Source organism: Streptomyces sp. NPDC017943 (assembly GCF_044328425.1).
Taxonomy (GTDB): domain Bacteria; phylum Actinomycetota; class Actinomycetes; order Streptomycetales; family Streptomycetaceae; genus Streptomyces; species Streptomyces djakartensis_A.
Window position 1 is genome coordinate 401204 of the sequence record NZ_JBIRHH010000007.1, and the last position, 24623, is coordinate 425826.

General features: G+C 74.4%; 20 protein-coding genes. 9 read left to right on the forward strand and 11 right to left on the reverse strand.

Translation table 11 applies throughout. From position 1 onward, the window contains the following. Nucleotides 1-291 precede the first annotated feature (291 nt). Together ACH4C6_RS24705 and fxsA are read left to right on the forward strand one after the other, a co-directional pair. Nucleotides 292-1095: a polyprenol monophosphomannose synthase gene (locus ACH4C6_RS24705; protein ID WP_398110754.1), complete on the forward strand. Its 804-nt coding sequence runs from the start codon at nucleotides 292-294 to the stop codon at nucleotides 1093-1095. Between the two features lie 147 nt (nucleotides 1096-1242). Beyond that, entirely contained in the window at nucleotides 1243-1818 is a 576-nt protein-coding gene (gene fxsA / locus ACH4C6_RS24710; protein WP_398110755.1) for an FxsA family membrane protein, read from the forward strand. Nucleotides 1819-1926: 108 nt separating this feature from the next. On the opposite strand, the gene ACH4C6_RS24715 is transcribed toward fxsA, so the two are convergent. From ACH4C6_RS24715 to ACH4C6_RS24730, 4 genes are all read right to left on the reverse strand, one after another. Continuing rightward, entirely contained in the window at nucleotides 1927-2301 is a 375-nt protein-coding gene (locus tag ACH4C6_RS24715; RefSeq protein WP_003977404.1) for an RNA polymerase-binding protein RbpA, read from the reverse strand. Between the two features lie 266 nt (nucleotides 2302-2567). Then, nucleotides 2568-3911: an MFS transporter gene (locus tag ACH4C6_RS24720; protein ID WP_398110756.1), complete on the reverse strand. Its 1344-nt coding sequence runs from the start codon at nucleotides 3909-3911 to the stop codon at nucleotides 2568-2570. 51 nt (nucleotides 3912-3962) lie between these two features. After that, nucleotides 3963-4730 carry a glycerophosphodiester phosphodiesterase gene (locus tag ACH4C6_RS24725; protein ID WP_398110757.1) on the reverse strand — a complete coding sequence of 256 codons (768 nt, stop codon included), beginning with the start codon at nucleotides 4728-4730 and terminating at the stop codon, nucleotides 3963-3965. Then, nucleotides 4727-5380, reverse strand: coding sequence for a YitT family protein (locus ACH4C6_RS24730; RefSeq protein WP_398110758.1), 654 nt, complete (start codon nucleotides 5378-5380; stop codon nucleotides 4727-4729). Before ACH4C6_RS24730 ends, ACH4C6_RS24725 begins: the two co-directional genes overlap by 4 nt. Nucleotides 5381-5481: 101 nt before the next feature. Between ACH4C6_RS24730 and ACH4C6_RS24735 the strand changes: the two genes are divergently transcribed. Then, nucleotides 5482-6981 carry a PLP-dependent aminotransferase family protein gene (locus ACH4C6_RS24735; protein WP_398110759.1) on the forward strand — a complete coding sequence of 500 codons (1500 nt, stop codon included), beginning with the start codon at nucleotides 5482-5484 and terminating at the stop codon, nucleotides 6979-6981. Between the two features lie 59 nt (nucleotides 6982-7040). Here ACH4C6_RS24735 and ACH4C6_RS24740 read toward each other — a convergent pair whose 3' ends face one another. After that, entirely contained in the window at nucleotides 7041-9092 is a 2052-nt protein-coding gene (locus ACH4C6_RS24740) for a hypothetical protein (RefSeq protein ID WP_398110760.1), read from the reverse strand. Nucleotides 9093-9144: 52 nt separating this feature from the next. After that, nucleotides 9145-9339, reverse strand: coding sequence for a hypothetical protein (locus ACH4C6_RS24745; RefSeq protein WP_030843336.1), 195 nt, complete (start codon nucleotides 9337-9339; stop codon nucleotides 9145-9147). Nucleotides 9340-9638: 299 nt separating this feature from the next. On the opposite strand from ACH4C6_RS24745, the gene ACH4C6_RS24750 reads away from it, so the two are divergent. Further along, a complete protein-coding gene (locus ACH4C6_RS24750; protein WP_398110761.1) occupies nucleotides 9639-10031 on the forward strand; it encodes an ankyrin repeat domain-containing protein in 393 nt (130 codons plus the stop codon). Nucleotides 10032-10331: 300 nt separating this feature from the next. After that, nucleotides 10332-11750: a HEAT repeat domain-containing protein gene (locus tag ACH4C6_RS24755; protein ID WP_398110762.1), complete on the forward strand. Its 1419-nt coding sequence runs from the start codon at nucleotides 10332-10334 to the stop codon at nucleotides 11748-11750. Nucleotides 11751-12100: 350 nt separating this feature from the next. Here ACH4C6_RS24755 and ACH4C6_RS24760 read toward each other — a convergent pair whose 3' ends face one another. The 5 genes from ACH4C6_RS24760 to ACH4C6_RS24780 are packed head-to-tail and all read right to left on the reverse strand — an operon-like array spanning nucleotide 12101 to nucleotide 16482. Next, on the reverse strand, nucleotides 12101-12970 hold the full coding sequence (locus ACH4C6_RS24760) for a biotin-dependent carboxyltransferase family protein (RefSeq protein WP_398110763.1): 870 nt from the start codon (nucleotides 12968-12970) through the stop codon (nucleotides 12101-12103). Beyond that, nucleotides 12967-13584, reverse strand: a complete 618-nt coding sequence (locus tag ACH4C6_RS24765; protein ID WP_398110764.1) for an allophanate hydrolase subunit 1 — start codon at nucleotides 13582-13584, stop codon at nucleotides 12967-12969. The genes ACH4C6_RS24760 and ACH4C6_RS24765 overlap by 4 nt, the downstream gene beginning before the upstream one ends. Then, nucleotides 13581-14339: a LamB/YcsF family protein gene (locus tag ACH4C6_RS24770; protein WP_398110765.1), complete on the reverse strand. Its 759-nt coding sequence runs from the start codon at nucleotides 14337-14339 to the stop codon at nucleotides 13581-13583. The genes ACH4C6_RS24765 and ACH4C6_RS24770 overlap by 4 nt, the downstream gene beginning before the upstream one ends. Before the next feature lie 17 nt (nucleotides 14340-14356). After that, entirely contained in the window at nucleotides 14357-15184 is an 828-nt protein-coding gene (locus ACH4C6_RS24775; protein ID WP_398110766.1) for a putative hydro-lyase, read from the reverse strand. Then, the gene (locus ACH4C6_RS24780) at nucleotides 15181-16482 is read right to left on the reverse strand and encodes an MFS transporter (protein ID WP_398110767.1); all 1302 of its coding nucleotides are present in this window, start codon (nucleotides 16480-16482) and stop codon (nucleotides 15181-15183) included. Before ACH4C6_RS24780 ends, ACH4C6_RS24775 begins: the two co-directional genes overlap by 4 nt. Before the next feature lie 170 nt (nucleotides 16483-16652). Here ACH4C6_RS24780 and ACH4C6_RS24785 point away from each other — a divergent pair, with 170 nt between their 5' ends. From ACH4C6_RS24785 to ACH4C6_RS24800, 4 genes are all read left to right on the forward strand, one after another. Further along, nucleotides 16653-17348 carry a GntR family transcriptional regulator gene (locus tag ACH4C6_RS24785; RefSeq protein WP_398110768.1) on the forward strand — a complete coding sequence of 232 codons (696 nt, stop codon included), beginning with the start codon at nucleotides 16653-16655 and terminating at the stop codon, nucleotides 17346-17348. A 78-nt stretch (nucleotides 17349-17426) separates the two neighbouring features. Further along, nucleotides 17427-18953 carry a hypothetical protein gene (locus ACH4C6_RS24790; protein ID WP_398110769.1) on the forward strand — a complete coding sequence of 509 codons (1527 nt, stop codon included), beginning with the start codon at nucleotides 17427-17429 and terminating at the stop codon, nucleotides 18951-18953. A 106-nt stretch (nucleotides 18954-19059) separates the two neighbouring features. Then, complete coding sequence (locus ACH4C6_RS24795) at nucleotides 19060-19941, forward strand: hypothetical protein (RefSeq protein WP_398110770.1); 882 nt, start codon at nucleotides 19060-19062, stop codon at nucleotides 19939-19941. A 43-nt stretch (nucleotides 19942-19984) separates the two neighbouring features. Further along, nucleotides 19985-24622, forward strand: a complete 4638-nt coding sequence (locus tag ACH4C6_RS24800) for a hypothetical protein (protein WP_398110771.1) — start codon at nucleotides 19985-19987, stop codon at nucleotides 24620-24622. The last annotated feature ends 1 nt before the right edge of the window (nucleotide 24623 follow it).

The window sequence follows — 24623 nt, forward strand, 5'->3', positions numbered from 1 at the left end:
AGCCAGGCTCAGGCCGGAGCAGCGCCGAGGGAACGTTCCGGCGGGTCGGGGAGGTGTGACCCGGGTGGGGCCCGGGCGCTCAGTAGACAACGGCTTCCGGTCGATCCGCAGCCGGCGGATCCCGGGCCGGCCCGAAGGGCGCCGGGCCCCCATCCGCCGTACACGACCTCCGGAAGGGGCCTTCCCGCCCCCGTCCCGCGGGTGCAACACCACGATTCGAACGTCCGGTCACGTCAGCGCAGGCCGGGCGCACTATGGTGGACCCCTGCATATGGACATGAAGGGGCATCAGTGAACGACGGCGACGGAACCCTCGCGGCAGGAGCCCAGGGGAGGAAGTTCGGGCCGCTCGGCACGGCCTTGGTGATCATCCCGACCTACAACGAGGCGGAGAACATCAAGAGCATCGTCGGCCGGGTGCGCAGGGCCGTCCCCGAGGCGCACGTGCTCGTGGCCGACGACAACAGCCCGGACGGCACGGGCAAGCTGGCCGACGAGCTGACCGTCGAGGACGACCACGTCCACGTGCTGCACCGCAAGGGCAAGGAGGGCCTCGGCGCCGCCTACCTCGCGGGCTTCCGCTGGGGTCTGGAACACGGCTACGGCGTGCTGGTCGAGATGGACGCCGACGGCTCCCACCAGCCCGAGGAACTGCCCCGGCTGCTCACCGCCCTCAAGGGCGCCGACCTGGTGCTGGGCTCGCGCTGGGTCCCCGGCGGCCGGGTGGTGAACTGGCCCCGCTCCCGTGAGGTCATCTCCCGGGGCGGCAGCCTCTACTCCCGCCTGGCGCTCGATCTGCCGCTGCGCGACATCACCGGCGGCTACCGGGCCTTCCGCCGCGAGACCCTGGAGGGCCTCGGCCTCGACGAGGTGGCCTCCCAGGGCTACTGCTTCCAGGTCGACCTGGCCCGCCGTGCGGTCAAGGCCGGCTACCACGTCGTCGAGGTGCCGATCACCTTCGTCGAGCGCGAGCTCGGTGACTCCAAGATGAGCCGGGACATCCTCGTCGAGGCACTGTGGCGGGTCACGGCGTGGGGCGTGGGGGAGAGGGTCGGCAAGGTCACGGGCCGCGGCGGCAAGCCCGCGAAGCCCTAGCGGCTGCGGTACGACCGGAGCACTGCGGTGCCCAGGCGGGCTCGGCGGCCGGCCGCGGGTGGAGACGTCCGGGTGGGGCCCGCCCCGCACAGGATGCCTGATCGGGCGCTTATCCCGTGCTGAGCCGGGGCCAGGCACACTGGAGGCATGACGACTGGCGCTCAGACCCCCCACTCCGCCCGGCCCCGGCGCTCCCGGCTGCGCACGTTCCTGCCGCTGGGCGTCGCCGTGTGGCTCGTGCTGGAGATCTGGCTGCTCACGCTGGTCGCCGGGGCGTCGAGCGCGTTGGTGGTGCTCCTCGTCCTGCTCGCCGGACTCGTCGCCGGCTCGGTGGTGATCAAGCGGGCGGGGCGGCGCGCGTTCCGCAACCTCTCCGAGACGCTGCAACAGCAGCAGAGCGGGACGGCGCCCGCGGCGGCCCGGCCGGCCAGTGAGGGCAACGGCCTGATGATGCTGGGCGGCCTGCTGCTGATCATCCCCGGGCTGCTGTCGGACGCCGCCGGTCTGCTCCTGCTGCTGCCGCCGGTGCAGAAGGCCGTGAGCCGCTCCGCCGAGCGCACCTTCGAGCGCAAGCTCCGCGAGGCCGACCCCGGGACGCTGGGCGGGGTCTTCCGGCAGGCGCGCATCCATCAGCCCGACGGCAAGGTCGTCCAGGGCGAGGTCATCCGCGAGGAGCCGGGCGGCGACGCCCCGCAGCAGCAGCGTCCCCCGCTGACGCACTAGTCCCCCCGCTGACGCACTGAGGGCACGCAAAACCGAGGGCGCCGTACGAACCGTACGGCGCCCTCGGTTACCGATGTGCGCTGATCAATCCGACCAGGCCGGGTCGGGTCAGGCCGACTTGCGGCTGTCCCGGGGATGAACGGCGATGTTCATCGCACCGGAGCGCAGTACCGCCAGACGCTCCTCGAGGACCTCTTCGAGCTCCTCGCGGGTGCGCCGCTCCATCAGCATGTCCCAATGCGTACGCGCGGGCTTGGCCTTCTTCTCTTCCGGGCCGTCGCCGTCCACCAGGAGTGCCTGGGCCCCGCAGACCTTGCACTCCCACTCCGGCGGGATCTCCGCCTCGACCGAGAAGGGCATCTCGAAGCGGTGCCCCTTCTCGCATGCGTACTCCACGGCCTGGCGCGGGGCCAGGTCGATGCCGCGGTCCGTCTCGTAGCTGGTCACCACGAGGCGCGTGCCGCGAAGAGCTCGCTCACTCATGAATCGTGCCTCCCGGGCTTGTCGCCCACAGGACAGGTGTCGCTGTCGTCGTCATCCGGTCAACGTCCGGTCGGCGGTAAAGATTCCCGTTCCGAGTCCCGTTCCGGGTCATGCGTCGCCGTCGTAGCCGCCCTTGTTGTACCCACCAGCGCCCGGTTTGTCACATCTGATACCAGATGTAACCCAGCGTTTCGACATCTTTGACGCGCAGTAACGGTACGCCTGGCAGGCCAAACGCGTACACTACCGCCCTTTCGCGCTCAGTGCTAAATCCGGTCCGGAACCGGGTTCCCCGCTTCCTCGATCGCACGCCGCACCGGGACCCGTGCGAGCAGCACGAACCCGAGCACGAAGAAGGCCACCAGGGAGATGATCGCGTCCCGGTAACTGCCCGTGAGCTGGTAGGTCAACCCGAACAGCAGCGGCCCCAGCCAGCTCATGCCGCGATCGCTCACCTCGTACGCGGAGAAGTACTCGGCCTCCTTGCCGGGCGGGACCAGATGGGAGAAGAGGGAACGGGACAGCGCCTGGCTGCCGCCGAGGACCAGCCCGATCCCGCCGGCCAGGACGAAGAACCACACGGGCGCCCCGGCGGGCAGGAAGTATCCGGCCGCCAGCGTGAGCGTCCAGGCGATCAATGAGCCGAGGATCGTCCGTTTGGCACCGTAGCTGCGGGCCAGCCGGCCCATCGCCAGCGCCCCGGCCACCGCCAGCACCTGCACCAGGAGGACCGCGCCGATGAGGGTCGACTGCCCGAGGCCCAGTTCCTTCGAGCCGTAGACCGAGGCCTGGGAGATCACCGTCTGGACGCCGTCGTTGTAGACGAGGTAGGCGAGCAGGAAGGCGAGGGTCAGCGGGTGGCGGCGCATGTCGCGGACGGTCGCCGCGAGTTGCCGGAAGCCCGGCAGCGCCGCCTCGCTCCGGGCCGTGGCGCGATCCCGCAGCCGTGTCAGCGGGATCAGGGCGAAGGCACCCCACCACAGGCCCGCCGACGCCAGGCAGATGCGCACCGCCGTGCTCTCGGAGACGCCGAAGCGCTCGTGTCCTGTGTAGAGGACCAGGTTGGCGACCAGGACGAGGGAGCCGGCCGCGTAGCCGAAGGCCCAGCCCCGGGAGGACACCGCGTCCCGCTGCTCCGGCGGGGCGATCTGCGGCAGGTAGGAGTTGTACAGCATCATCGCCACCGACTGCGCCGCGTTGGCCACCACCAGCAGCGCGCCGCCGAGCAGATAGCGGTCGCCGTCCAGGAGGAACATGGCCGTCGTCGCCCCGGCACCGGTGTAGGCGGCGGCCGCGAGCAGGGGCTTCTTGCGGCCCGTGCGGTCGGCGGCGGCACCCACCAGCGGCATCACCAGCACCGCCACGATCACCGACAGCGACACCGAGTAGGCGAAGAACGACCCGGCGCGCACCGGGATGCCCAGCGGGTGGACGTAGCCGTCGGCGTCGGCGGCCGACTCGGCCACCGACGTGAGATACGGACCGAGGAAGACGGTGAGCACGCTGGTGGAGTAGACCGAGCACGCCCAGTCGTAGAAGTACCAGCCGCGCTGCTCGCGCCGGAGCCCCGCCCCGTCGGCCGGCGGTGTCCGCACGGTGTCCGTACCCACCGGTGCCCTCGCTTCCCCGTGAGACGCGCGCAGCCGGCCGAGCCCGGGGTCTCAGACCCAGACGCCGCGGTCCTCCATGACCTTGCGCAGTGTGTCGATGTGATCGGTCATGATGCCATCCACACCGAGGTCCAGAAGCCGGTGCATGCTCTCCGGTTCGTTCACGGTCCACACGTGCACCTGGAGCCCGCGCGCGTGGGCCGCGCGCACGAAGCGGCCGTCCACGACCTGGATGCCGGACTGCATCTCCGGCACCTGCGCGGCGACCGCCGACCGGCGCACCGACGCGGGCAGTCCCCAGGAGCGCAGCCGCAGACCGAGCACCCCCCGGGTGCCGTACGAGGTGGCCAGGCGCGGGCCGGCCAGTCGCTGGGCGCGCACCACGCGCGCCTCGGAGAACGAGCCGAGGCACATCCGGTCCCAGCAGTCCGTGCGACCGACCAGGTCGAGGAAGGGCAGCAGGGCGGCCTCCGACTTCACGTCCACGTTCCAGCGCACGTCGGGGAAGGTCTCCAGCAGGTCCTCGAAGAGGGGGAGGGGTTCCGCGCCCGCCACCCGGGCCTGCCGTACCTCCTGCCAGGGCAGGTCGGCGATCCGGCCCGCGCCGTCCGTCATCCGGTCCAGGGTCGCGTCGTGGAAGGCGACGACCTTGCCGTCCCGGGTGGTGTGGACGTCGGTCTCGATGTACCGGTAGCCCGCCTCGACGGCGCACCGGAACTGGCGCACGGTGTTCTCCAGGCCGTCCGCCGCCCCGCCGCGGTGGGCGAAGGCGATCGGGCCGGGATGGTCGAGGTAGGGGTGGTGTATCCGCGGGGTCACGGACGCAGTATCGCCCGCCGGGGTCGACCGGTGGCAACGACCGTGCTGCCGGCGGGTGCCTCGGGGACGGCGAACACCCGCAGGAACACCTGCGCCAGCGGGCCGATCGCCAGGGCGTACAGCAGGGTCCCGATCCCGACGGTGCCGCCGAGGGCGAAGCCGGTCGCCACGACGGTGAGCTCGATGCCCGTGCGCACCAGGCGGATCGAGACGCCCGTGCGCTGGTGCAGCCCGGTCATCAGACCGTCGCGCGGGCCCGGGCCGAACCGGGCCGCGATGTAGAGGCCGGTCGCCGCCCCGTTCAGGACGATGCCCCCCACCATCAGGCCCACCCGCAGCGCCCAGCCGTTCGCGTCGGGCACCAGGGCCAGGGTCGCGTCCATGGCCATGCCGATCACGAGGACGTTCGACACCGTGCCCAGGCCCGGGCGCTGACGCAGCGGGATCCACGCGAGCAGCACCGCGGCGCCCACGATCGTGAGGACGACGCCGATCGACAGCCCGGTGAGCTCCGCGAGGCCCTGGTGCAGCACGTTCCACGGTTCCAGACCCAGCCCGGAGCGGACGAGCAGCGCCGAACTCCCGCCGTACAGCGCGAGCCCGGCGTAGAGCTGGACGAGCCGCCGGGTGAGATGCCCCCGCGTGGCCATGATGTGCCCCCCTGGTGGTGGTAATGGACTGGCACATGACACCCTGTGGCGAGGATGGAGTGGCGATCCAGGGCCAATCCGGGGAAGGTGGACTGATTCCGATGGCACAGTGGACCTCGGCCGTAGGGGCGGCGCAGCTCGCCCGGCTGCTCAACTCGCAGCAGGACCGCCCCGCGGGGCCCGGCACCCGCCGCCCCCCGGCCTACCGCGCCCTCGCCGACGGCATCCGCCTGCTGGTGCTGGAGGGCCGCGTCCCGGTCGCCGCCCGGCTGCCCGCCGAGCGGGAACTGGCCCTGGCGCTGTCCGTCAGCCGGACGACGGTGGCCGCGGCCTACGAGGCGTTGCGCAGCGAAGGGTTCCTGGAGTCCCGGCGCGGCGCGGGCAGCTGGACCGCCGTGCCCGCCGGGAACCCGCTGCCCGCCCGGGGACTGGAGCCGCTGCCGCCGGAGGCGCTCGGCTCGGTGATCGACCTCGGCTGCGCCGCGCTGCCCGCGCCGGAGCCGTGGCTCACCCGGGCCGTGCAGGGCGCCCTGGAGGAACTGCCGCCCTACGCGCACACGCACGGCGACTACCCCGCCGGGCTCCCGGCCCTCCGGTCCATGATCGCCGAGCGCTACACCGCGCGCGGCATTCCCACCATGCCCGAGCAGATCATGGTGACGACCGGCGCCATGGGCGCGATCGACGCGATCTGCCACCTGTTCGGCGGCCGCGGCGAGCGCATCGCCGTCGAGTCGCCGTCCTACGCCAACATCCTCCAGCTGATGCGCGAGGCGGGCGCCAGGCTGGTGCCGGTGGCGATGGGCGAAGGGCTCTCCGGCTGGGACATGGACCGCTGGCGGCAGGTGCTGCGGGACGCGGCGCCGCGCATCGCCTACGTCGTGGCCGACTTCCACAACCCCACCGGGGCGCTCGCCGGCGAGGACCAGCGCCGGCGGCTCGTCGACTCGGCCCGGTCCGCGGGGACCGTGCTGATCGCCGACGAGACGATGAGCGAGCTGTGGCTCGACCCCGGCGTGGAGATGCCACGGCCGGTGTGCGCGTTCGATCCGGCCGGGTCCACGGTGATCACGGTCGGCTCGGCCAGCAAGGCGTTCTGGGCCGGCATGCGGATCGGCTGGGTGCGCGCCGCGCCGGACGTCATCCGCAGCCTCGTGGCGGCGCGGGCCTACGCCGACCTCGGCACCCCGGTGCTGGAGCAGCTCGCCGTCAACTGGCTCTTCGGCACGGGCGGCTGGGAGCAGGCGGTACAGGTGCGGCGCGAGCAGGCCCGGTCGAACCGGGACGAGCTGGTGGCCGCCGTGCGACGCGAGCTGCCCGGGTGGGAGTTCGACGTCCCGCAGGGCGGGCTGACGCTGTGGGTGCGCACCGGCGGGCTCTCGGGATCGAGGCTCGCCGAGGCGGGGGAGCGGGTCGGCGTACGGGTGCCGTCCGGGCCGCGGTTCGGCGTGGACGGCGCGTTCGAGGGGTATGTGCGGCTGCCGTTCACCGTCGGCGGCGCGGTGGCCGAGGAAGCGGCGGTACGACTCGCCGCGGCGGCCGCGCTGGTGGAGTCGGGCGGGGCCGGCGGCGCGGAGCCGCCGCGCACGTTCGTGGCCTGACGACGCCGAGAGCGGTTCCTCCCTCGAGGAGGAACCGCTCTCGGCCTGCCTGCGGGCGGCTACGGGCGGTCCGGCTGCTCCGGCTGCGCCAGCGCGGGGACCGGATTCGTCAGCGGCTCCCGGGCCGCGACCGGTGCGGGAGCGGGCCCGGGCTCCTCACCGGACGGGGCGTGCGCCGGGACCGGCGCGGAGGGTGCGTCCTGGGCGGGAGCAGGAGCGGGAGTGGGGCGTCCCGCGTCCGTGGGAGCGGGGTCCGGGGAGGCGGGGGTGGCCTCCGCCGGGGTGGCGTCCGGGGCGGCGTCCGAGGTGGCCGCGCCCGTCCGTGCGGGGAGCGCTGCCGGTACGGCCCCCTTCGTCATCACCTGGACGGCCGTCGGCAGGGGGCCCTTCGCCAACACCTGCACCGGGGTCGGTGCCGGGCCCTTGGTCATCAGCCGGACCGGAGCCGGCGCGGGCTCCTTCGCCGGCACGGCCACGGGATCGCCCTTCCGCTGCGCGGTCTCGACTGGTGCCGCCACCGGCTTCTCGTCCAGGTCCGCGGGCAGCGGCTCCGGTGTGCCGTCCGCCCCGTCCGGCTCGGGGACCGTCTCCCCGTCCGCCGGAGTCGTCCGGGGCGGCAGGAGGGCGAGCACCGCCTCGCGGTGCGCCTCGGGGGCCGCGTCGTCGAAGGGGTTCGGCGTCGCGGGGACCTGGAGGCGGTGGACGGGGCCGCTGCCGAGGCGGGCGTAGCCGCGGCCGGGCGGGGCCTGGTCGACGGGGGTGGATCGGGGCGGGGCGCCCAGGGCCGTCTGCAACTGGTCGGCCGTCGCCGGGCCGAGGACCATGCGGGCACGGGTGTGCTGGCGGACCGGTTCGGCCAGGGCGTCCAGCGCGTCGAGCTGGTCGGCGACCACCACCGTCACGTTCGCCGGCCGGCCGTGGCGCAGGGGGACCTGGAGCAGGGTCTGCGGATCCTTGCGGTCGTCGGCCGCGGCCAGGTGGGTGAAGGCGGTGGGGCGGTCGACGAGGACCCACAGCGGCCGCCTGGTGTCCTCGGGCGGCGGGTGCCCCGCCTGGTGGGCCCGGTTGGCGGCGATGAGACGGCGTTCCGTCTCGGTCGCGGCCCACTCCAGGCTCGCCGTGGCGCCGGCCAGTCCGCATTCGACGGCCAGCACGCCGTCGCGGCCGGTCAGGCAGGCGTACTCGCCGGTGCCGCCGCCGTCCACGATCACCACGTCACCGTGCTGGAGGGCCTGCAGGGCGATGGACCGCAGCAGCGTGGAGGTGCCGCTGCCGGGCTGGCCGAGGACCAGCAGATGCGGCTCGGTGGAGCGCAGGCCGGTGCGCCAGACCACCGGGGGGACGTCGCGCTGCCGCTCGCCGGAACCGACGGGAAGGGTGCGCCGCACCTGCGCGGAGTCGGTGAAACCGAGGACGGTCTCGCCGGGCGCGGTGACGAAGCGCTGGGCGGTGATGTCGACGGGGAGCGGCGGCAGCACCCCGAGCGTCAGCTGGTTGCCCTCCTCGTCCCACGTGAAGTGGTACTCGCGGCCCCGGCCGGACTTGGCCGCGAGGAGGTGCTCGATGCGCGCCCGTGACTCGGCCTCGCCGTCGGTGAAGTACGCCGGGTAGCGCACCACCAACTGGGAGACGCGGCCCGCGCCGTCGAAGGCGTAGGTGGGGAAGGCCTTGTCCCACGCCCCGCCGTGCGCGTACAGCGGCTCGGGGTCCTCGGCGGTGGAGAAGTACGGCACCAGCGCCTCGTACAGCGACTTCAGGCGCTGGGTCTGCGACTCGTCGGGCCCGTCGGGTGCCGCCGGTGTGCGGTCCCTGCCCTGCCAGGCCGCGGCCGCCATCAGGGTGATGGCGGCCAGCAGCGGCCCGTACGGCACCAGCGCCACGACCAGGACGACCGAGGCGACGAGGAACAGCAGCGCTCCCCGTCTCTCCTTGGGTGTCTGCGCCCACCTGCGCCGCCCGGCTCCGGCCAGCCGGCGCAGACCGCGCGCGATCGTGATCAGCGGATGGAGGACGTCCGTGGCGCTGTCGGCGGCCGTCCGGGCCAGCTCCCGGCTGCGGGCGAGCTGCGCGCCGCCGTTGCTCAGGATGCGGGGGAGGGGGCGCCGGGCCACTACTGCCTCCAGTGGGTGCGTACGGGCAGGATGCGTACGGGGAGCGGGGTCGTCAGAACTTGATTCCGCCGAGGAGGCTCGCCAGGCTCTCGCCGCCCGCCTTGATGCTCGGCGCGATGGCCGTGCTGGCGAGGTAGAAGCCGAAGAGCATGGCCACCACGGCGTGTGACGCCTTCAGTCCGTCCTTGCGGAAGAAGATGAAGACGACGATGCCGAGCAGGACCACGCCTGAGATCGAGAGGATCATGTGAGTTCTCCTGGTTCGCGGGGACAGTCACCATGAGTACTTCCAGGCTCACAGCATGTATCCATACGATAAAAGGTGCAACTGGGTGAAAACTGGACTATTTCCCCCGGTCGGCGGAGTGGTCCTCGGGCGCGGGCGAGCCGGGCTGTTGCGCCGCCCGCCGTCTGCGGTGATCTTTACCTCGGGCACATCGGGTCATGTGCCGCGCGAGCCAGTACCCTGGCGATTCACTCGTACGGCTGCGGCACGCGCAGGCGTACGCACCCGATGTGACGCGTAGTGGAGAGGCGGTCCGGCCGATGACCGAAGTCCCCGACCCCGAGGTCGTGGAGCTGGCGACCAAGATCTTCGATCTGGCCCGGCGGGGACGGACCGAGGAACTCGTGGCGTACGTCGACGCGGGCGTCCCGGCCAACCTCACCAACGACCGCGGCGACTCGCTCGTGATGCTCGCCGCCTACCACGGCCACTCCGACGCCGTGCGCGCCCTGCTCGGGCGCGGCGCCGACGCGGACCGGATCAACGACCGGGGCCAGACACCGCTCGCCGGAGCGGCCTTCAAGGGGGAGACGGACGTCGTCAAGGCCCTCCTCGAAGGCGGAGCCGACCCGTCCGCCGGCACCCCTTCGGCGGTCGACACCGCGCGCATGTTCGGCCGGACGGAACTGCTCGAACTGTTCGGCGAGCTGTGACGCGACCGGTCTGACCTGGAACGACACGGAAAACGGGGGAGGCGGTACGGGGCCGCCGAAATTTCGGTCGCGGCGGACGGAAGCGCCGGGTCATCATGACGACGTGGTTCACGGACGTGATGGCTGGGCAGGAGTTGCCGCACCGCGCGGGCCGTGACGCGGCCCGCAGGGGCCACCGACGAGAGGCAGAGGAAGATGGCTTACAGCAAGCAGGAAACGGCGGACACTCCGACGTGTTGTCGCGCGGCCAGGTAGTACACGTCCCCGGTTGCGTCGACGCTTGATGTGAGGCTGTTTCCCATGTTCGATCCGGTCATAGCGCCCAGCGGTACGCTGCTCGGCCTGCTCCAGCGGGGCCGCGGCGACGGCACACTGCACGCGCTCACCGCCCCGCGCCCCGAGGCGCTCGCGGCACTGGACCACTGCGTGCTGCGCGATCCCCGCCACGACTGGCAGGTGGAGAACCGCTCCCTCTACTACGCCCGCCTCTACCTCGACCTGAACGGCGAACTGGACGAGATCGAGGCGCACCTCTTCGGTGCCGAGGACGTCCTGGACACCGACGAGTCCCGCACCGGGCTCGCCCTCGCCGTCCTCGGGCACCTCGCCTCCTACGGCCGGCGCGACGCGCTCCACCTGCTGCGCCGGTACGCCGCCCACGGCTCCAACTGGGCCTGGGCGCTCGACGAGCTGGCCCTCAGGGACGACGACGCGGGCCTGCGCGCCCTCGCCGCCCCCGTCCTCGCCCGCTTCGCCACCGACCCGGAGGGCGAGGCCGAGCTGGCCGCCACCGTCCGGGACGCCTTCGAGCCCCGCCCCTGGCGGTTGTGGGCCGAGGATCCCCGGGAGTCCGTCTCCGCACGCGTGCGTGCCGCCCACGAGGCCGGCAGTTTCGACCGCTGGCAGCGCCAGCTGCGGCCCACGGGACCACGCCCCGGGTGGAGCGTGCAGGCCGTCTTCGACTGGGCCCAGCAGGGCATCGACCGGGGCGCCGCACTCCATGTGCCGGCCGCCCGCTGCCTGAGCGCCGTCGCGGGGCCCGAGGACCGTGCCGAGATCCTCCTGGCGGCGGAGGCCGGCGGCGACGGGGCCCGCTGCACGGCCCTGCGCTACCTCGCCGACACGGGCGACCCCGACGCCCTCGACCTGATCGAGAAGGCCGTGTCCTGCGGGACACCGCTGGTCGTCGACGCCGCCGTCGACGCCTTCGAGCGCATGCGCACGCCCGTCGCCGTCGACCGGGCGCGCGGCTGGGCCCGGCGGCCCGACGCGCTGGGCGCCGCCGCCGGGCGCGTCCTCGCCTGCCGCGGCGGCGCCCGGGACCGCGACCTCGTCCTCGCCGCACTGCGCGAGGCCGTACGGGGCGAAGGCCCCGACGCCCCCACCCTGTGGACTCTCGTCGACGGCACCGGACGGCTCGGCATCGCCTGCGCCGCCCCCGTGCTGCGGCACATCTACCGCGAGACCGCCTCCTCCCACCTGCGCGGCCGGGCCGCCCGGGCCCTCGCCGCCACCGACCCCGCCTTCGGCACCGGCTTCGCCGTCGAGTGCCTGTGGGACTGCGAGGAGACCACCCGCGAACTCGCCGCCCGGCACGCCGAGACCGGCGACGCGCGCGTCGTGGAACGCCTGCGCCGGCTCGCCGCCGACCCGGCCGAGGAGGCCGAGGTGCAGACGGCCGTCCGCAGCCGGATCGGTCCCGGGGAGACCACGGTGTAGCCCCTCCAGCACCACACCGGGGCCGCGGCACGCCGCGCGGATGCCCGTCCGGTGGCTTCCTGGCCCCTCCTGATGTGAACGGCGCGGCCCCCTGCGCGCTCCCGATCACACGCCACGCCGCCGACCGCAGCAACGCCTCCCGTGGCGTCGCCCCGGGCCCGTGTCCGGCGGCAGGCCCCCCCCCGCGCCCGTGTCGTGCCCGGTCGCCCCCGCACCGCTCCGGCTCCCCGCAGGTCCGGGACGCCCTCGCCGGGCACTGCGCCGCCGAGCTCATGACGAGTTGACCGTCGGTCATCTCGCCCCGTGAGGACCTCGACCACCCCGGGGGGCCGGGCCTCGCCCCGGGCGACTCAGCGGCGGCGTACCGCCACGAAGCGGACCGGTGTGCCGGGGGACGCCTGGGCGGCGGCCGGGAGGTCGGCCGTGCGGACCACGGCGATCACCGGGTAGCCGCCCGTGGTCGGATGGTCGGCCAGGAACACCACCGGCCTGCCGTCCGGCGGGACCTGGACGGCGCCCAGCACCATCCCCTCGCTGGGCAGCTCCCCGGCCCGGGCATGCTCCAGGGCGGGCCCCTCCGTGCGCAGTCCGATGCGGTTGCTCGCGGAGGAGACCCGGTACGGGCGGGAGAGGAAGGTGCGGACGGCGTGCGGCGTGAACCAGTCGTCGCGCGGCCCCGGCGTCACCCTGAGGACCAGTTCGGCCGGCGGCGCCGGCTGCGGGGCGACGTCCACGCGCGCGTGCACGCCCGTCGGCCGTCCCAGGGGCAGTACCGCCCCGTCCGTGAGCGGCGGCGGACCGAGCCCCGACAGCAGGTCGGTCGAGCGGCTGCCGAGCACGCGCTCGACCGCGACGCCCCCGCAGACGCCCACGTAGGTCCGTACGCCGGTCAGGGCCCGGCCGATGTCCAGCAGCGCGCCGGCGGGCACGCGCAGCGGCGCGCCCCAGGCCGCGGGCCGGCCGTCCACCGTGACGCGGCAGGGCGCACCGGCCACGGCCACGGTGACGTCCGAGCGGGGCCGCAGCGCGCAGCCGTCGAGGGTCGTCTCCAGCACGGCCGCCCCGGGCGGGTTCCCGGTCAGCCGGTTGACGAGGTCCGCCGCGGGACGGTCCAGGGCGCCGGAGCGCGGGACGCCGAGGTGGGCGTGGCCGGGCCGGCCGAGGTCCTGCACGGTCGTGAGGGCCCCGGCCCGTACGACGGCGAGCGCCCGGTCGGTCATGACCCCGCCTCGGGGACGAACCGCACGCGGGTGCCCGGCGCGAGCAGCGCGGCCGGCACGCGCGCGTGGTCGAACAGCACGGCGTCGGTGGTGCCGATCAGCTGCCAGCCACCGGGCGAGGAACGCGGGTACACGCCCGTGTACGGCCCGGCCAGCGCCACCGACCCGGCCGGGACGGCCGTGCGCGGGGTGGCGCGGCGCGGGACGTCGTAGCGGGACGGCAGCCCCGTGAGGTAGCCGAAGCCGGGGGCGAAACCGCAGAACGCGACCCGGAACTCCGTCCCGGCGTGGATGCGGGCGACCTCCGCCTCGGGCACGCCCCAGTGCGCGGCGACGTCGGCCAGGTCCGGGCCGTCGTAGCGCACCGGGATGCGGACCACCTCGCGCGCGGGCGGGGGAGCGGGCGGCAGATCGGCGGCGGTGAGTTCGGCGGCCAGCCGGGCGGGGGAGTCGAGGCCGTCCAGCAGGACCGTACGGGCCGCCGGCACGATCTCGCGGGCGGACAGCGAGCCCTCGGCGCGGCGGCGCAGCAGCTCGGCGTGCAGGGCCTGGGCCTCGTCGACCGAGGAGACCTCGACGAGCAGGGCGTCCTCGCCCGCGGGCAGCACGTTCATGCGAAGGCCTCCACGTCGACCCCCGACGCCTCCAGCCGCCGGCGGACCCGACGGGCCAGGTCCACCGCGCCGGGCGTGTCGCCGTGCAGGCAGAGGGAACGCGCGCGTACCTCGATGCGCGTGCCCGAGCGGGCGACGACGCCGCCGGCCCGGGCCAGGTCCACCGACCGCGCGACGACCTCCTCGGGGTCGCTGACCACGGCACCCTCCTCGGTGCGCGGCACCAGGGTGCCGGCGTCGGTGTAGGCGCGGTCGGCGAACGCCTCGGTGACGGCCGGGAGTCCCGCCTTGGCGGCCAGGTCCAGCAGGCGCGAACCGGGCAGGCCCAGCACCGGCAGGGTGGCGTCCGCGAGGAGCACGCCGTCGACGACGGCGGCGGCCTGCTCCTCGTCGTGCACGACCCTGTTGTAGAGCGCGCCGTGCGGTTTGACGTAGGCGACGCGGGCGCCCGCCGCGCGGGCGAACACCTCCAGGGCGCCGATCTGGTAGGCGACTTCGGCGGCCAGTTCGGCGGGCGGCACGTCCATCGCGCGCCGCCCGAACCCGGCCAGGTCCCGGTAGGAGACCTGCGCTCCGATCCGGACCCCGCGCGCGGCCGCCAGCTCGCACACCCGGCGCATCGTGACCGGGTCCCCGGCGTGGAAGCCGCAGGCCACGTTGGCGCTGGTGACGACGGACAGCAGCCCTTCGTCGTCGGTGAGCCGCCAGCGGCCGAAGCCCTCGCCCAGGTCGGCGTTCAGATCGATGCAGGCCATGGTTCCAGTGTCTCCTCTCAGAGCACGCGGTACTGCTCGTCACGGGCGTCGGTGAGGAACATCTGCCCCGGGGCGTGGGTCAGGGCGAACGGCGGGCGCGAGGCCATGACGGCCGCCTGCGGGGTCACCCCGCAGGCCCAGAACACCGGGATGTCGTCCGGCTGCGCGTCCACCGGGTCGCCGAAGTCGGGACGGCCCACGTCGCGGATGCCGAGCCCCGAGGGGTCCCCGCAGTGCACGGGAGCGCCGTGCACCGCCGGCAGCAGGCTGGTCTCCCGGATCGCCGCCGCCAGGTGCCGCGGCGGCACCGGCCGCATCGACACGACCAGCGGGCCGTGCAGCCGCCCCGCCGGCCGGCACTGCCGGCTCGTCACGTACATCGGGACGTTGCGCCCCTGCTCGACGTGGCGGATCGGCACGCCGGCCTCGCCCAGCGCCGCCTCGAAGGTGAAGCTGCACCCGATGAGGAACGACACCAGATCGTCCCGCCAGTGGGCGCGCACGTCGGTCGGCTCGTCGACCAGCTCGCCGTCCCGCCACACCCGGTAGCGCGGCAGGTCCGTGCGCAGATCGGCGCCCTCGGCCAGCACGGTCGTCCAGGAGCCGGCGTCGGTGACGTCGAGGACGGGGCAGGGCTTGGGGTTGCGCTGGCAGAACAGCAGCATGTCGTAGGCCCAGTCGGCGGGCACGGAGATCAGGTTGACCTGGGTGTGGCCCGCCGCGACCCCGGCCGTGGGCCCGGTCAGGCCGTCCCGGAAGCGGGCCCGGGCCGCTGCCGGGCTCCACGCGCGCGCGTGCTCGTCGACCAGGAGCAGGGGACGGTCCTCGGTGCTCGCACGGTTCATGTCAGCTCCGTCCCGCGCGTCTCCGGCAGGCCCAGCAGGGCCAGTGCCGCGATGCCGTAGCCGATCGCGCCGAAGACCAGCGCGCCGCCCACGCCCCAGCTGTCCGCCAGGAAACCCACCGTCGTCGGGAACACGGCACCCACCGCGCGCCCGGTGTTGTACGTGAAGCCCTGCCCGGTACCGCGCACCGCCGTCGGGTACAGCTCGCTCAGGTAGGAGCCGAAGCCGCTGAAGATCGCCGACATGCAGAACCCGAGCGGGAAACCCAGCACCAGGAGCAGGGTGTTGGCGCCGCTGGGGATGTTCGCGTACGCCAGGATGCACAGCGCCGACAGCAGCGCGAAGAGCCAGATGTTGCGCCGCCGGCCCAGCTTGTCCGTGAGGTAACCACCGGTCAGGTAGCCGATGAAGGCACCGGAGATGAGGAACGTCAGATAGCCGCCGGTACCGACGACCGACAGGTCGCGCTCGGACTTCAGGTACGTCGGCACCCAGGTCGCCAGCGTGTAGTAGCCGCCCTGCACACCGGTCGACAGCAGCCCCGCGAACAGCGTCACCCGCAGCAGGCCCGGCTTGAAGATGGCCGTGAACGACCCCTTCTCCGCGCTCTGTTCACGGGCGGCGGCCGCCTCGGGCGCGTCGTGGACGCTGCGCCGCAGCCAGATCACCAGCAACGCCGGCAGCGCCCCGGTCCAGAACATGATCCGCCAGGCCAGGTCGTCACCGGCCAGGGAGAACACCACGGTGTAGACGATCACGGCGAGCCCCCAGCCCACCGCCCACGAGCTCTGCACCGCACCCAGCGTGCGGCCCCGGTTCCGGGCGCTCGCGTACTCGGCGACCAGGATCGCGCCGACCGCCCACTCGCCGCCGAAGCCGAGGCCCTGCAGGGCGCGGAAGACCAGCAGCGTCTCGTAGTTGGGCGCGAAACCGCAGGCGACCGTGAACACCGCGTACGTGATCACGGTGATCATCAGCGCCTTGACCCGGCCGACCCGGTCGGCGAGAACGCCCGCGAGGGCGCCGCCGACCGCCGAGACGACCAGGGTGACCGTCGTGAACAGGCCCGTCTGGCCGCTGTCCAGGCCGAAGTACGCGGACAGCGCGACCATGCTCAGCGGGAGCGTGAAGTAGTCGTACGAGTCGAGGGCGTAGCCGCCGAAGGCGCCGGCGAAGGCGCGGCGGCCGCGCGGGCCCAGGGCGCGCAGCCAGCCCAGCGCTCCGGCGTCCGGGCCGGGTCCGGCGGCCCTGCCGGGCGGGTCGTCGGTCAGTGCCTGCGGTGGAGGGGTCGTGCTCATGGGCACCTCGCAGAGTGAGGACGGAGGGTGCTTCGGGAGTGAGCCGTGCCGTGCGAAGCGGTCGGCGCCGGGGTGGGGCCGCGGCGCCTTGTCGAGCACCGTAGAGGATTGTTCAACGATCCCTCAATACCCATGTTGGTTGTTCCTGGGATGTGCGATTGAATTCCGGCATGGCAGAGCAGTTGAAGGACCTCGCCGACGACCGGGCCCTCCTTGGGCGCACCAGCACCGCGGAACGCGTCTCGGACATCCTCAGGAGCCGCATCGCCGAGGGCTACTTCCCGCCCGGCACCCGGCTGTCGGAGGACAGCATCGGCGGCGCGCTCGGCGTCTCGCGCAACACGCTGCGCGAGGCGTTCCGGCTGCTCACGCACGAACGCCTGCTCGTCCACGAGTTGAACCGGGGGGTCTTCGTCCGGGTGTTGACCGTGGAGGACGTCGAGGACATCTACCGCACCCGCCGGCTCGTCGAATGCGCCGTCGTGCGCGGTCTCGGCGACCCGCCCCACCCCCTCGACGGCCTCGCGGGCGCGGTCGAGGAGGGGCAGGCCGCCGCCCGGGAGGGTGACTGGAAAGGGGTGGGCACGGCCAACATCCACTTCCACCGGGAACTGGTCGCCCTGTCGGGGAGCGAGCGCACGGCCGAACTGATGCGCAGCGTCTTCGCCGAACTGCGCCTGGCCTTCCACGTGGTGGACGAGCCGCAGCCCCTGCACGAACCGTACATCGCCCGAAATGTCGCCATCCTGCGCGCACTTCAGGACGGCGACCGCGACAAGGCCGAGAGCCTCCTCGCCGGTTACCTCGACGACTCGCTCCGGCGTGTGGTCGAGGTCTACCGGCGGCGGGTCGGCGACGACGGCTGAGCCCCGGCCGCCCCGGCCGCAGGGGAGGCGTCCGCGTCGTTTGGGCCGATGTCAGACACAGGACCTAGTCTGTGCACCGTGACTTCGCCTGCATCGACGGACAGCGTTCCGCCCCAGCTCAGCGCGGGGCCGCGTCCCGCTCCGGGGCCGGCCGCCGACGAGGGCCTGGCGCGGCGCCTGCGCGCGCTCGCCTGCACCGCACCCCTGCACGACCTGGACGCGCGCAAGGCCAACCTCGCGGGTGAGTACTCGGTGTACGGCATGGCGGAGGTGGCCCTCGCGGCCATCGACCTCGTCACCCTGAACATGGACTTCGACACCGGCGCCGACCACGACCAGATCGTCGCCCGTCTCGTCCCGCGCATCGCCGCGCAGGCCCCGCGGCGTCCCGCCGCCGAACACGAGCGGGTGGCCCGCTGGGTCCTGGAGAACCTGATCAACGTCGGCAGCGTCGACCGCGGCTTCCGCGCCGTGTACGGCACGTTCGGCGCGGACGGCACGTACGTGCGGCGCGACTACGACTTCAAGCTGATCGAGGAGGTCCCCGGCCCGGGCGGCACCGTCTACCTCCGCACGACGGACGAGGCGGTCAACGTCCTCGTCGGCGCCCTCGACACGGACGTCACCAGCGCGCAGATCGCCGCCGAGGTCAAGCTGGAGGTGCTGATCAGCCGCGGCCGGCTCGCCGACGCCCAGCTCGCCGCCGAGCAGGCCCGCTACCGCACCGTGCAGTACTCCGAGACCCTGCGCCGCGCCCTGGAGGCCACCCGGCGCAACGTCCGCGCGGTCGACTGGCTCACCGCCGTGCCCGACATGATCGCCGAGGCCCTGGAGCACGTCGCCGACCGCTACCGCCACGAGAACGCGATCCTCACCAACATCCGCAAGGCACGGGACGAGTCCGAGGACCCGGAGAACAAGCGCCGCGCCGCCGAGCTCGTCGACATCGTCAAGGACTGCATCCGGCGCCACACCCAGCTGCAGTCCCGGCTGCTGGAGGCCGGGCCCCTGTTCCGCGCCGAGCAGGACCGGCAGGCCTTCGCCACGCCCGCGGCCGGATCCGGCACGGACCTCTACGGGCACCTCGTCGTGCCCGTCCTGCCGCTGCCGCTGGAGCAGGCCGTGCGGGTCACGGACGCCTTCTTCGGCCGGGGCACCGGGCTGCGCACGCCCGTGTCCGTCCGGGTCACCGACCTGGTCGACATCCTGCTCACGCCGCCCGTCGAGCGGGAGCACCTCGGTGCCGAGATGCCCGAGCCGGACCTCATCGCCACCCCGGACGACAGCCGGTTCAGCGAGGAGCAGATGGCAGCGGCGCAGGAGCTGCTCGACCTGCCGGCCGACGCGCCGCGCCGGCTGTCGGGCCTGCTGGCCGAGGCCCGCCGCCGCGACCCCGACCTGCCCTACCTGGTCGCCCTGCTGGCCGTGCACGCGGCCAGCCCGCCGGTCGGCACCGCCTACCGGCAGGGCGAGCAGAAGCTGCTGTTCGCCGTGGACGACGGCACGGAGCTGGAGGACGAGGAGTTCGGCGGGGCGGACCTGATCGTCGGCACCGCCCTGCTGGACGCGGCGGGGATGGCGGCGGACCGGACGGAGGCCGCGTGATGCCTCCCCCGGTGGCCGGCCGCGGCGCCGTCGTGGCCGGCCGCGCAGTTCGCCGCGCCCCTGAGGGCGTAACCCGTCTCGTCTACCAGGTCAAGGAGTTCACGCCGTGAGCGAGCACGTCGAGTGGAGTGCGCCGGACGGCCCGGCCCCCGCGGCCACCGCCCCCGTCACCCCCGCCGACGCCGCCGACGCGGCGCGGCTCGTGTCCTTCGGACTGCAGCCCAAGCTCCAGCCCGCCCGCGACCAGGAGTACGCGGACCTGCTGCGGCGCTACCGCGAGGACCCGCCGTTCGCGCGGCTGGCCGACGCCGTGGCGACCGGGCTCGGGCTCATCGTGCTGGAGGTCTCCCCGCGCGCCGGCATGGCCGTGACCGCCGCCGAGGACTCGGTGTTCGCCGTCCGCATGGGCGACTACGCGCGTCGCACCTCCGCCGACGGCGGCGACCGGTTCCTGCACGGACTGGCCCATCTCGCCGTCGCCGCCATGGCGTTCCCGCGTCCCGAGGACCTCGCCGACGACGGCTACATCGGCCGCGTCACCGTCAACGGCGTCGACGCCTTCGTCCGCCAGGCCTGCCACCGGCTGGAGGAACGCGCCGCCGAGCAGGGCGAGAACACCGACCCGGTCACCGACGCGCCCGGCCTGGAGGCCGCCTGGCGGATCTGGGCCCGGCGCAGCGCCACCGGCGCCACCAAGGACGCCCGCCGGCTCGCCGGCTCGACCACCGGCATCGTCGCCAAGGCCGTCGCGTTCCTCACCGACTCGGGCTTCCTCCAGCGCACCGGCGACGACAACGGCGGCACCTACCGCACCACCGCCCGCTACCAGCTCCAGGTCCGCGACCTGGCCGGCAGCGCCGCGCTCGCCGAACTGCTGGAGCTGGGCATCGTCCCCGTCACCGACGGCACCCCCACGCTGCTGCCCCCCGAGGAGGGCGACGACCTGGAGCTGGTCGCCGACGCCGGACTGCCCTTCCACTCCTCCTGACCGACACCCACCCCCCACTCACGAAGACTTACGAGAGTCCGCCATGTACGAGCTGTCCCGGGTCCGCCTCTACTCCATCGGGCCCGCCGGCGCACGGTACGCCGACACCGTGCTCGACCTGCGGGGCGTGGGCGACATCGTGCCCGACCCCGCGCCCACGCAGGCGGAGTTCTTCGAGGAGGAGCCCGTCGGCCCGCCCCGCCGCCCCGCCCCCGCGGGCGTGCTGTTCCTGGAGAACGGCGGCGGCAAGTCCGTACTGCTCAAGCTGATCTTCTCCGTGATGCTGCCGGGCCACCGCAACACCCTGGGCGGCGCCAGCTCCGGCGTGCTGCGCAAGTTCCTCCTCGCCGACGACTGCGGTCACGTCGCGCTGGAGTGGCAGCACGTGCTGACCGGCGAGTGCGTCGTCGTCGGCAAGGTCAGCGAGTGGCGCGGACGGCAGGTGTCGAACGACCCGCGCAAGTTCGCCGAGGCCTGGTACTCCTTCCGGCCCGGGCCGGGGCTGAGCCTGGACAACCTGCCCGTCGCCGAGTCCACCGCCGTACGGGCCCCCGCCGAGGGCCAGTCGGGCGCCCGCGGACGGCGCCGCACGATGAAGGGGTTCCGCGACGCCCTCACCGAGGCCGGCAAGACCTACCCGCACCTGGAGGTGCACTGGGAGGAGATCCACGACCGCTGGATCGAGCACCTGGGCGACCTCGGCCTCGACCCCGAACTGTTCCGCTACCAGCGGGAGATGAACGCCGACGAGGGCGAGGCCGCCGGCCTCTTCGCGGTGAAGAAGGACGCCGACTTCACCGACCTGCTGCTGCGCGCCGTCACCGACACCCGCGACACCGACGGCCTCGCCGACCTGGTCAGCGGCTTCGGCAACAAGCTGGGCCGGCGCGCCGAGCTGATGGCCGAACGGGACTTCACCGCCGGGTCGGTGGACCTGCTCGGGCGGATCGTCGAGGCCGCCGACGCCCGCGCCCGCGCACGTGACGTCCACGCCGGGGCCGAACGCCGCACGCGCACCCTGGCCCGCCGGCTGTCCGCCCGGGGCGTACGGGAACGGGCCCGGGCCGCCGACCTGGCCCAGCGCGTCACGGCCGCGGCGTACGCCGTCACGCACGCCGAGTCCGCCCGCGAACGCAGCGCCCTGATCTCCGCCGAACTCGCCTACCGGCACGCCTCCCTGGCGCTCGCCGCCGCCGAGAAGTCCGCCGCCGCGCAGAAGCGCGAGCTGGCCGACGCCCGCACCCTGTACGCGGCATGGCAGGCCGCCGAAGCCGTCCTGCGCCACCGCGCGGCCTCCGACCGCGTCGCCCGCGTGTCCGCCGCGATCCAGGAGGCCGAGCGGGACGCGGCCCCGGCGCTGGCTGCCCGCGCCAAGGCGGCCGTCGACCTCGTACGGGCCCTGCACGCCGCCGCGGAGAGCGCCGAGGGCCTCGCCAACGAGGAGGAGGGACGCTCCGCGGCCCTCCAGGAGGTCAGCGACGCGGCCTACCGCGACTCCACCGCCGCCGCCACCCAGGCGCAGCGGGCCCGCAGCGAGATCGGGCACCTCAAGCAGCGCCTCGCCGAGGTCGAGCAGGAGACCGCCGAGGCGGTCCGGGCCGGCTGGCTCGACGACAGCGCGCCCGACGCCGACCCGGCCCGGGCGGCCCTCGCCGCCAGCGACGCGGAGAAGACCACCGTCGCCGCGTGGGACTCCGCCCGCGAGGCCGCCCGCCGCGCCGCCGAACACGCACGCGAGGCCGCCGCCACCGAGTCCCGCGCGGAGCTGACCGCCGCCCGCGCGGCCGACGCGGCCACCGCGGCGGAGCGCTCCTACGACGCCGAGCGCCGCACCGCCGAGGCGCTGGCCGGGGAGGAGCGGCTCGCCGCCCTGCTCGGCCTGGCCCCCGAGGCCCGCCCGGGCATCCCGCAGCCCCGCCACGGCGCCGACCACGAGCCCGCCCCCGCCGCTCCGCAGGGCGAGCAGGGCCTCACCGCCGAGGAACTCGACCGCTCGGCCGAGGACCTGCGCGAGCTGCTCGACGACGCCGTCTCCTCCGCCGAACGGCAGCTGTTCGACCTGCGGACGGCCGCCGCCGACGACGCCCGCATCCTCGGCGCCCTCGGTGACGGCGGGCTGCTGCCGCCCGGCCCCGACGTGCTCGCCACCGTCGAGTTCCTCGGCGAGCACGGCATCCCCGCGCTGCCCGGCTGGCGCTACCTGGCCCAGGCCGTCGACCCGGCGGACCACGCCCGCGTCCTGGCCGCCCGCCCCGAACTCGTCGACGGCGTGATCATCACCGACCCGGGGTCCCACGCCCGCGCCCGGGAGGCCCTGGGCGACGCGGCGCTCCTGCCGAGGTCCGCCGTCGCGGTCGGCACGGCCGCCGCCCTGCTCGCCCCGACGCCCGCCCCGGACACCGACGACGGTGGCGTGTTCCTCGTCCCGCCGAACCCCGCCATGCACGACGAGCACGCCGCCGACGAGGAACGGCAGGCACTGCGCGCCCGCGCGGCCGAGCGCGACGAGGAGATCCGCACGCTCGCCGCCCGGCTCGGCAAGGACCGCGAGCTCGCCGCCCGGCTCGCCTCCTGGCGCACCGGCTGCCCGGCCGGCCGACTCGCCGAACTGGCCCGCGCCGCGCACGACGCCCGCGCGTTCGCCGAGGAGTCGGAGGCCGAGCTGGCCGAGGCACGCACGGTGCGGGCCGAGGCCGACGAGGCCGCGGCGGAGGCCGCGCGGGTCCGCGACGAGCGGCAGGAGGCCGCCCAGAAGGCCCGTCGCTCCGCCGACGCCCTGGCCGGTCTCGCCTTCCGGCTCCGCGAGCGCGCCGGCTGGCAGGTGAAACTGCGGGAACTGGCCGACGAGGCCGCCGAGTCGGAAGCCGGCGCACAGGCCTGCCTGGACCGGGCGAGGGCCGCCGACGAGGACCGGCGCGGCGCCCAGCGCGCCGCCGACGACGCCCGCCGCACCGCACGCGCCCTGCGCGCCGAGCGCGCCGAGATCGCCGGCGCCCCGGACGACGTGCCCGAGGACGGCACCCACGCCCCGAAGGCGTCCCTGCCCGCACTGCGCGAGGCCTACCGGGCCGCCTCCCAGCTGTACGAGAAGGTCGGTGTCGGGGCCGACCTGCGGGCCGAGCAGGCCCGCGCCGAGAGCGACGAGAGCGCCGCCCGCGCGGAGCTCGACCGGCTCAGCAACAAGGTCCGCACGCGCGCGGAGCAGCTCCTCGAATCACCCGACGGCTCCGACGGCCCCAGCCGCCAGGCCGCCGCCGCCCGTGCCGAGGAGCTGGTGCAGCTCCTGGAGACGCGGATGTCCACCGCGAGCGAGCAGCTCGGCCGGCTGCGCGGAGAGGCCGAACGCCTCGCCCCGCAGGACGGCGACACCCACACCGACCTGCCGGAGGAGCTCCAGCCGCGCGACGCCGAGCACGCCCAGACCCTGCTGCGCACGGCGACGGCCGAACTCGCCTCCCGCACCGAGGCGCTGGACCGCGCCCGCGACGCCCACGCCGAACTCCTCGGCGCCCACCGCGCCGCCGAGGACGCGGCGAGCGGCTTCGACGAGCTCGCCGCCCTGCTCCGCGACCTGCTGCGCGAGCACGGCACCGAGGAGGAGCAGGAGGAGACGGAACCGTACCCGGGCAGCCTTGAGGAGGCCCGGCAGTCCGCTGCCGAGGCCCGCCGCTCGCTGCGCGGCTGCGCCGCCGACCTCTCGGCCGCCGAGGCCGCGGTCCGGGAGGCCAGTGACGTCCTCGTCCGGCACGCCAACTCCACGCGCTACGAGCAGGTCCGCACCCCGGCCCGCCAGCAGATCCGCGAACTGCCCGCGTCCGCGCTGCCCGAGCACGCCCAGAAGTGGGCGGACGCCTTCGCACCCCGGCTGCGGGTCCTCACCGACGAGCTGGAGCAGCTGGAACGCAACCGCGAGTCGATCGTGGACCGGCTGCGCGGACTGGTCGAGTCGGCGCTGGCCACCCTGCGCTCCGCCCAGCGGCTCTCCCGGCTGCCGGAGGGGCTCGGCGAGTGGTCGGGCCAGGAGTTCCTCCGCATCCGGTTCGAGGAGCCCGACCAGGCCACCCTCACCGAGCGGCTCGGCGAGGTCGTCGACGAGGCGACCCGTGCCGCCGTCCGGAAGAACTCCGATCTGCGGCGCGACGGCATGTCGCTGCTGCTGCGGGGTGTCGCCGCGGCCCTGCAGCCCAAGGGCGTCGCCGTCGAGATCCTCAAGCCGGACGCGGTGCTGCGCGCCGAGCGCGTCCCCGTCGGGCAGATGGGCGACGTCTTCTCCGGCGGCCAGCTGCTGACCGCCGCCATCGCCCTGTACTGCACGATGGCCGCGCTGCGTTCGAACGACCGCGGCCGCGACAAGCACCGGCACGCGGGCACGCTGTTCCTCGACAACCCCATCGGCCGTGCCAACGCCACCTACCTGCTGGAGCTCCAGCGGGCGGTGTCGGACGCCCTGGGCGTGCAGCTGCTGTACACCACGGGTCTGTTCGACACGACCGCGCTGGCCGAGTTCCCGCTGGTCATCCGGATGCGCAACGACGCCGACCTCAGGGCGGGCCTGAAGTACATCAGCGTCGAGGAACACCTCCGCCCGGGCCTGCCGCAGCAGCCCCAGGCGGGGGAGGCGGTCCGCAGCGAGATCACCGCGACCCGCATGTACAAGCGGCCGGCGCCCACGACGTCCTAGC

Excerpts from the sequence above, each read along its gene's own strand:
- ACH4C6_RS24780 (WP_398110767.1), bottom strand. The coding sequence starts at position 16,482 with ATGAGCACGACCCCTCCACCGCAGGCACTGACCGACGACCCGCCCGGC.
- ACH4C6_RS24755 (WP_398110762.1), top strand. The coding sequence starts at position 10,332 with ATGTTCGATCCGGTCATAGCGCCCAGCGGTACGCTGCTCGGCCTGCTC.
- ACH4C6_RS24745 (WP_030843336.1), bottom strand. The coding sequence starts at position 9,339 with ATGATCCTCTCGATCTCAGGCGTGGTCCTGCTCGGCATCGTCGTCTTC.
- ACH4C6_RS24735 (WP_398110759.1), top strand. The coding sequence starts at position 5,482 with ATGGCACAGTGGACCTCGGCCGTAGGGGCGGCGCAGCTCGCCCGGCTG.
- ACH4C6_RS24750 (WP_398110761.1), top strand. The coding sequence starts at position 9,639 with ATGACCGAAGTCCCCGACCCCGAGGTCGTGGAGCTGGCGACCAAGATC.
- ACH4C6_RS24765 (WP_398110764.1), bottom strand. The coding sequence starts at position 13,584 with ATGAACGTGCTGCCCGCGGGCGAGGACGCCCTGCTCGTCGAGGTCTCC.
- ACH4C6_RS24760 (WP_398110763.1), bottom strand. The coding sequence starts at position 12,970 with ATGACCGACCGGGCGCTCGCCGTCGTACGGGCCGGGGCCCTCACGACC.
- ACH4C6_RS24800 (WP_398110771.1), top strand. The coding sequence starts at position 19,985 with ATGTACGAGCTGTCCCGGGTCCGCCTCTACTCCATCGGGCCCGCCGGC.
- ACH4C6_RS24770 (WP_398110765.1), bottom strand. The coding sequence starts at position 14,339 with ATGGCCTGCATCGATCTGAACGCCGACCTGGGCGAGGGCTTCGGCCGC.
- ACH4C6_RS24715 (WP_003977404.1), bottom strand. The coding sequence starts at position 2,301 with ATGAGTGAGCGAGCTCTTCGCGGCACGCGCCTCGTGGTGACCAGCTAC.
- fxsA (WP_398110755.1), top strand. The coding sequence starts at position 1,243 with ATGACGACTGGCGCTCAGACCCCCCACTCCGCCCGGCCCCGGCGCTCC.
- ACH4C6_RS24775 (WP_398110766.1), bottom strand. The coding sequence starts at position 15,184 with ATGAACCGTGCGAGCACCGAGGACCGTCCCCTGCTCCTGGTCGACGAG.
- ACH4C6_RS24785 (WP_398110768.1), top strand. The coding sequence starts at position 16,653 with ATGGCAGAGCAGTTGAAGGACCTCGCCGACGACCGGGCCCTCCTTGGG.
- ACH4C6_RS24730 (WP_398110758.1), bottom strand. The coding sequence starts at position 5,380 with ATGGCCACGCGGGGGCATCTCACCCGGCGGCTCGTCCAGCTCTACGCC.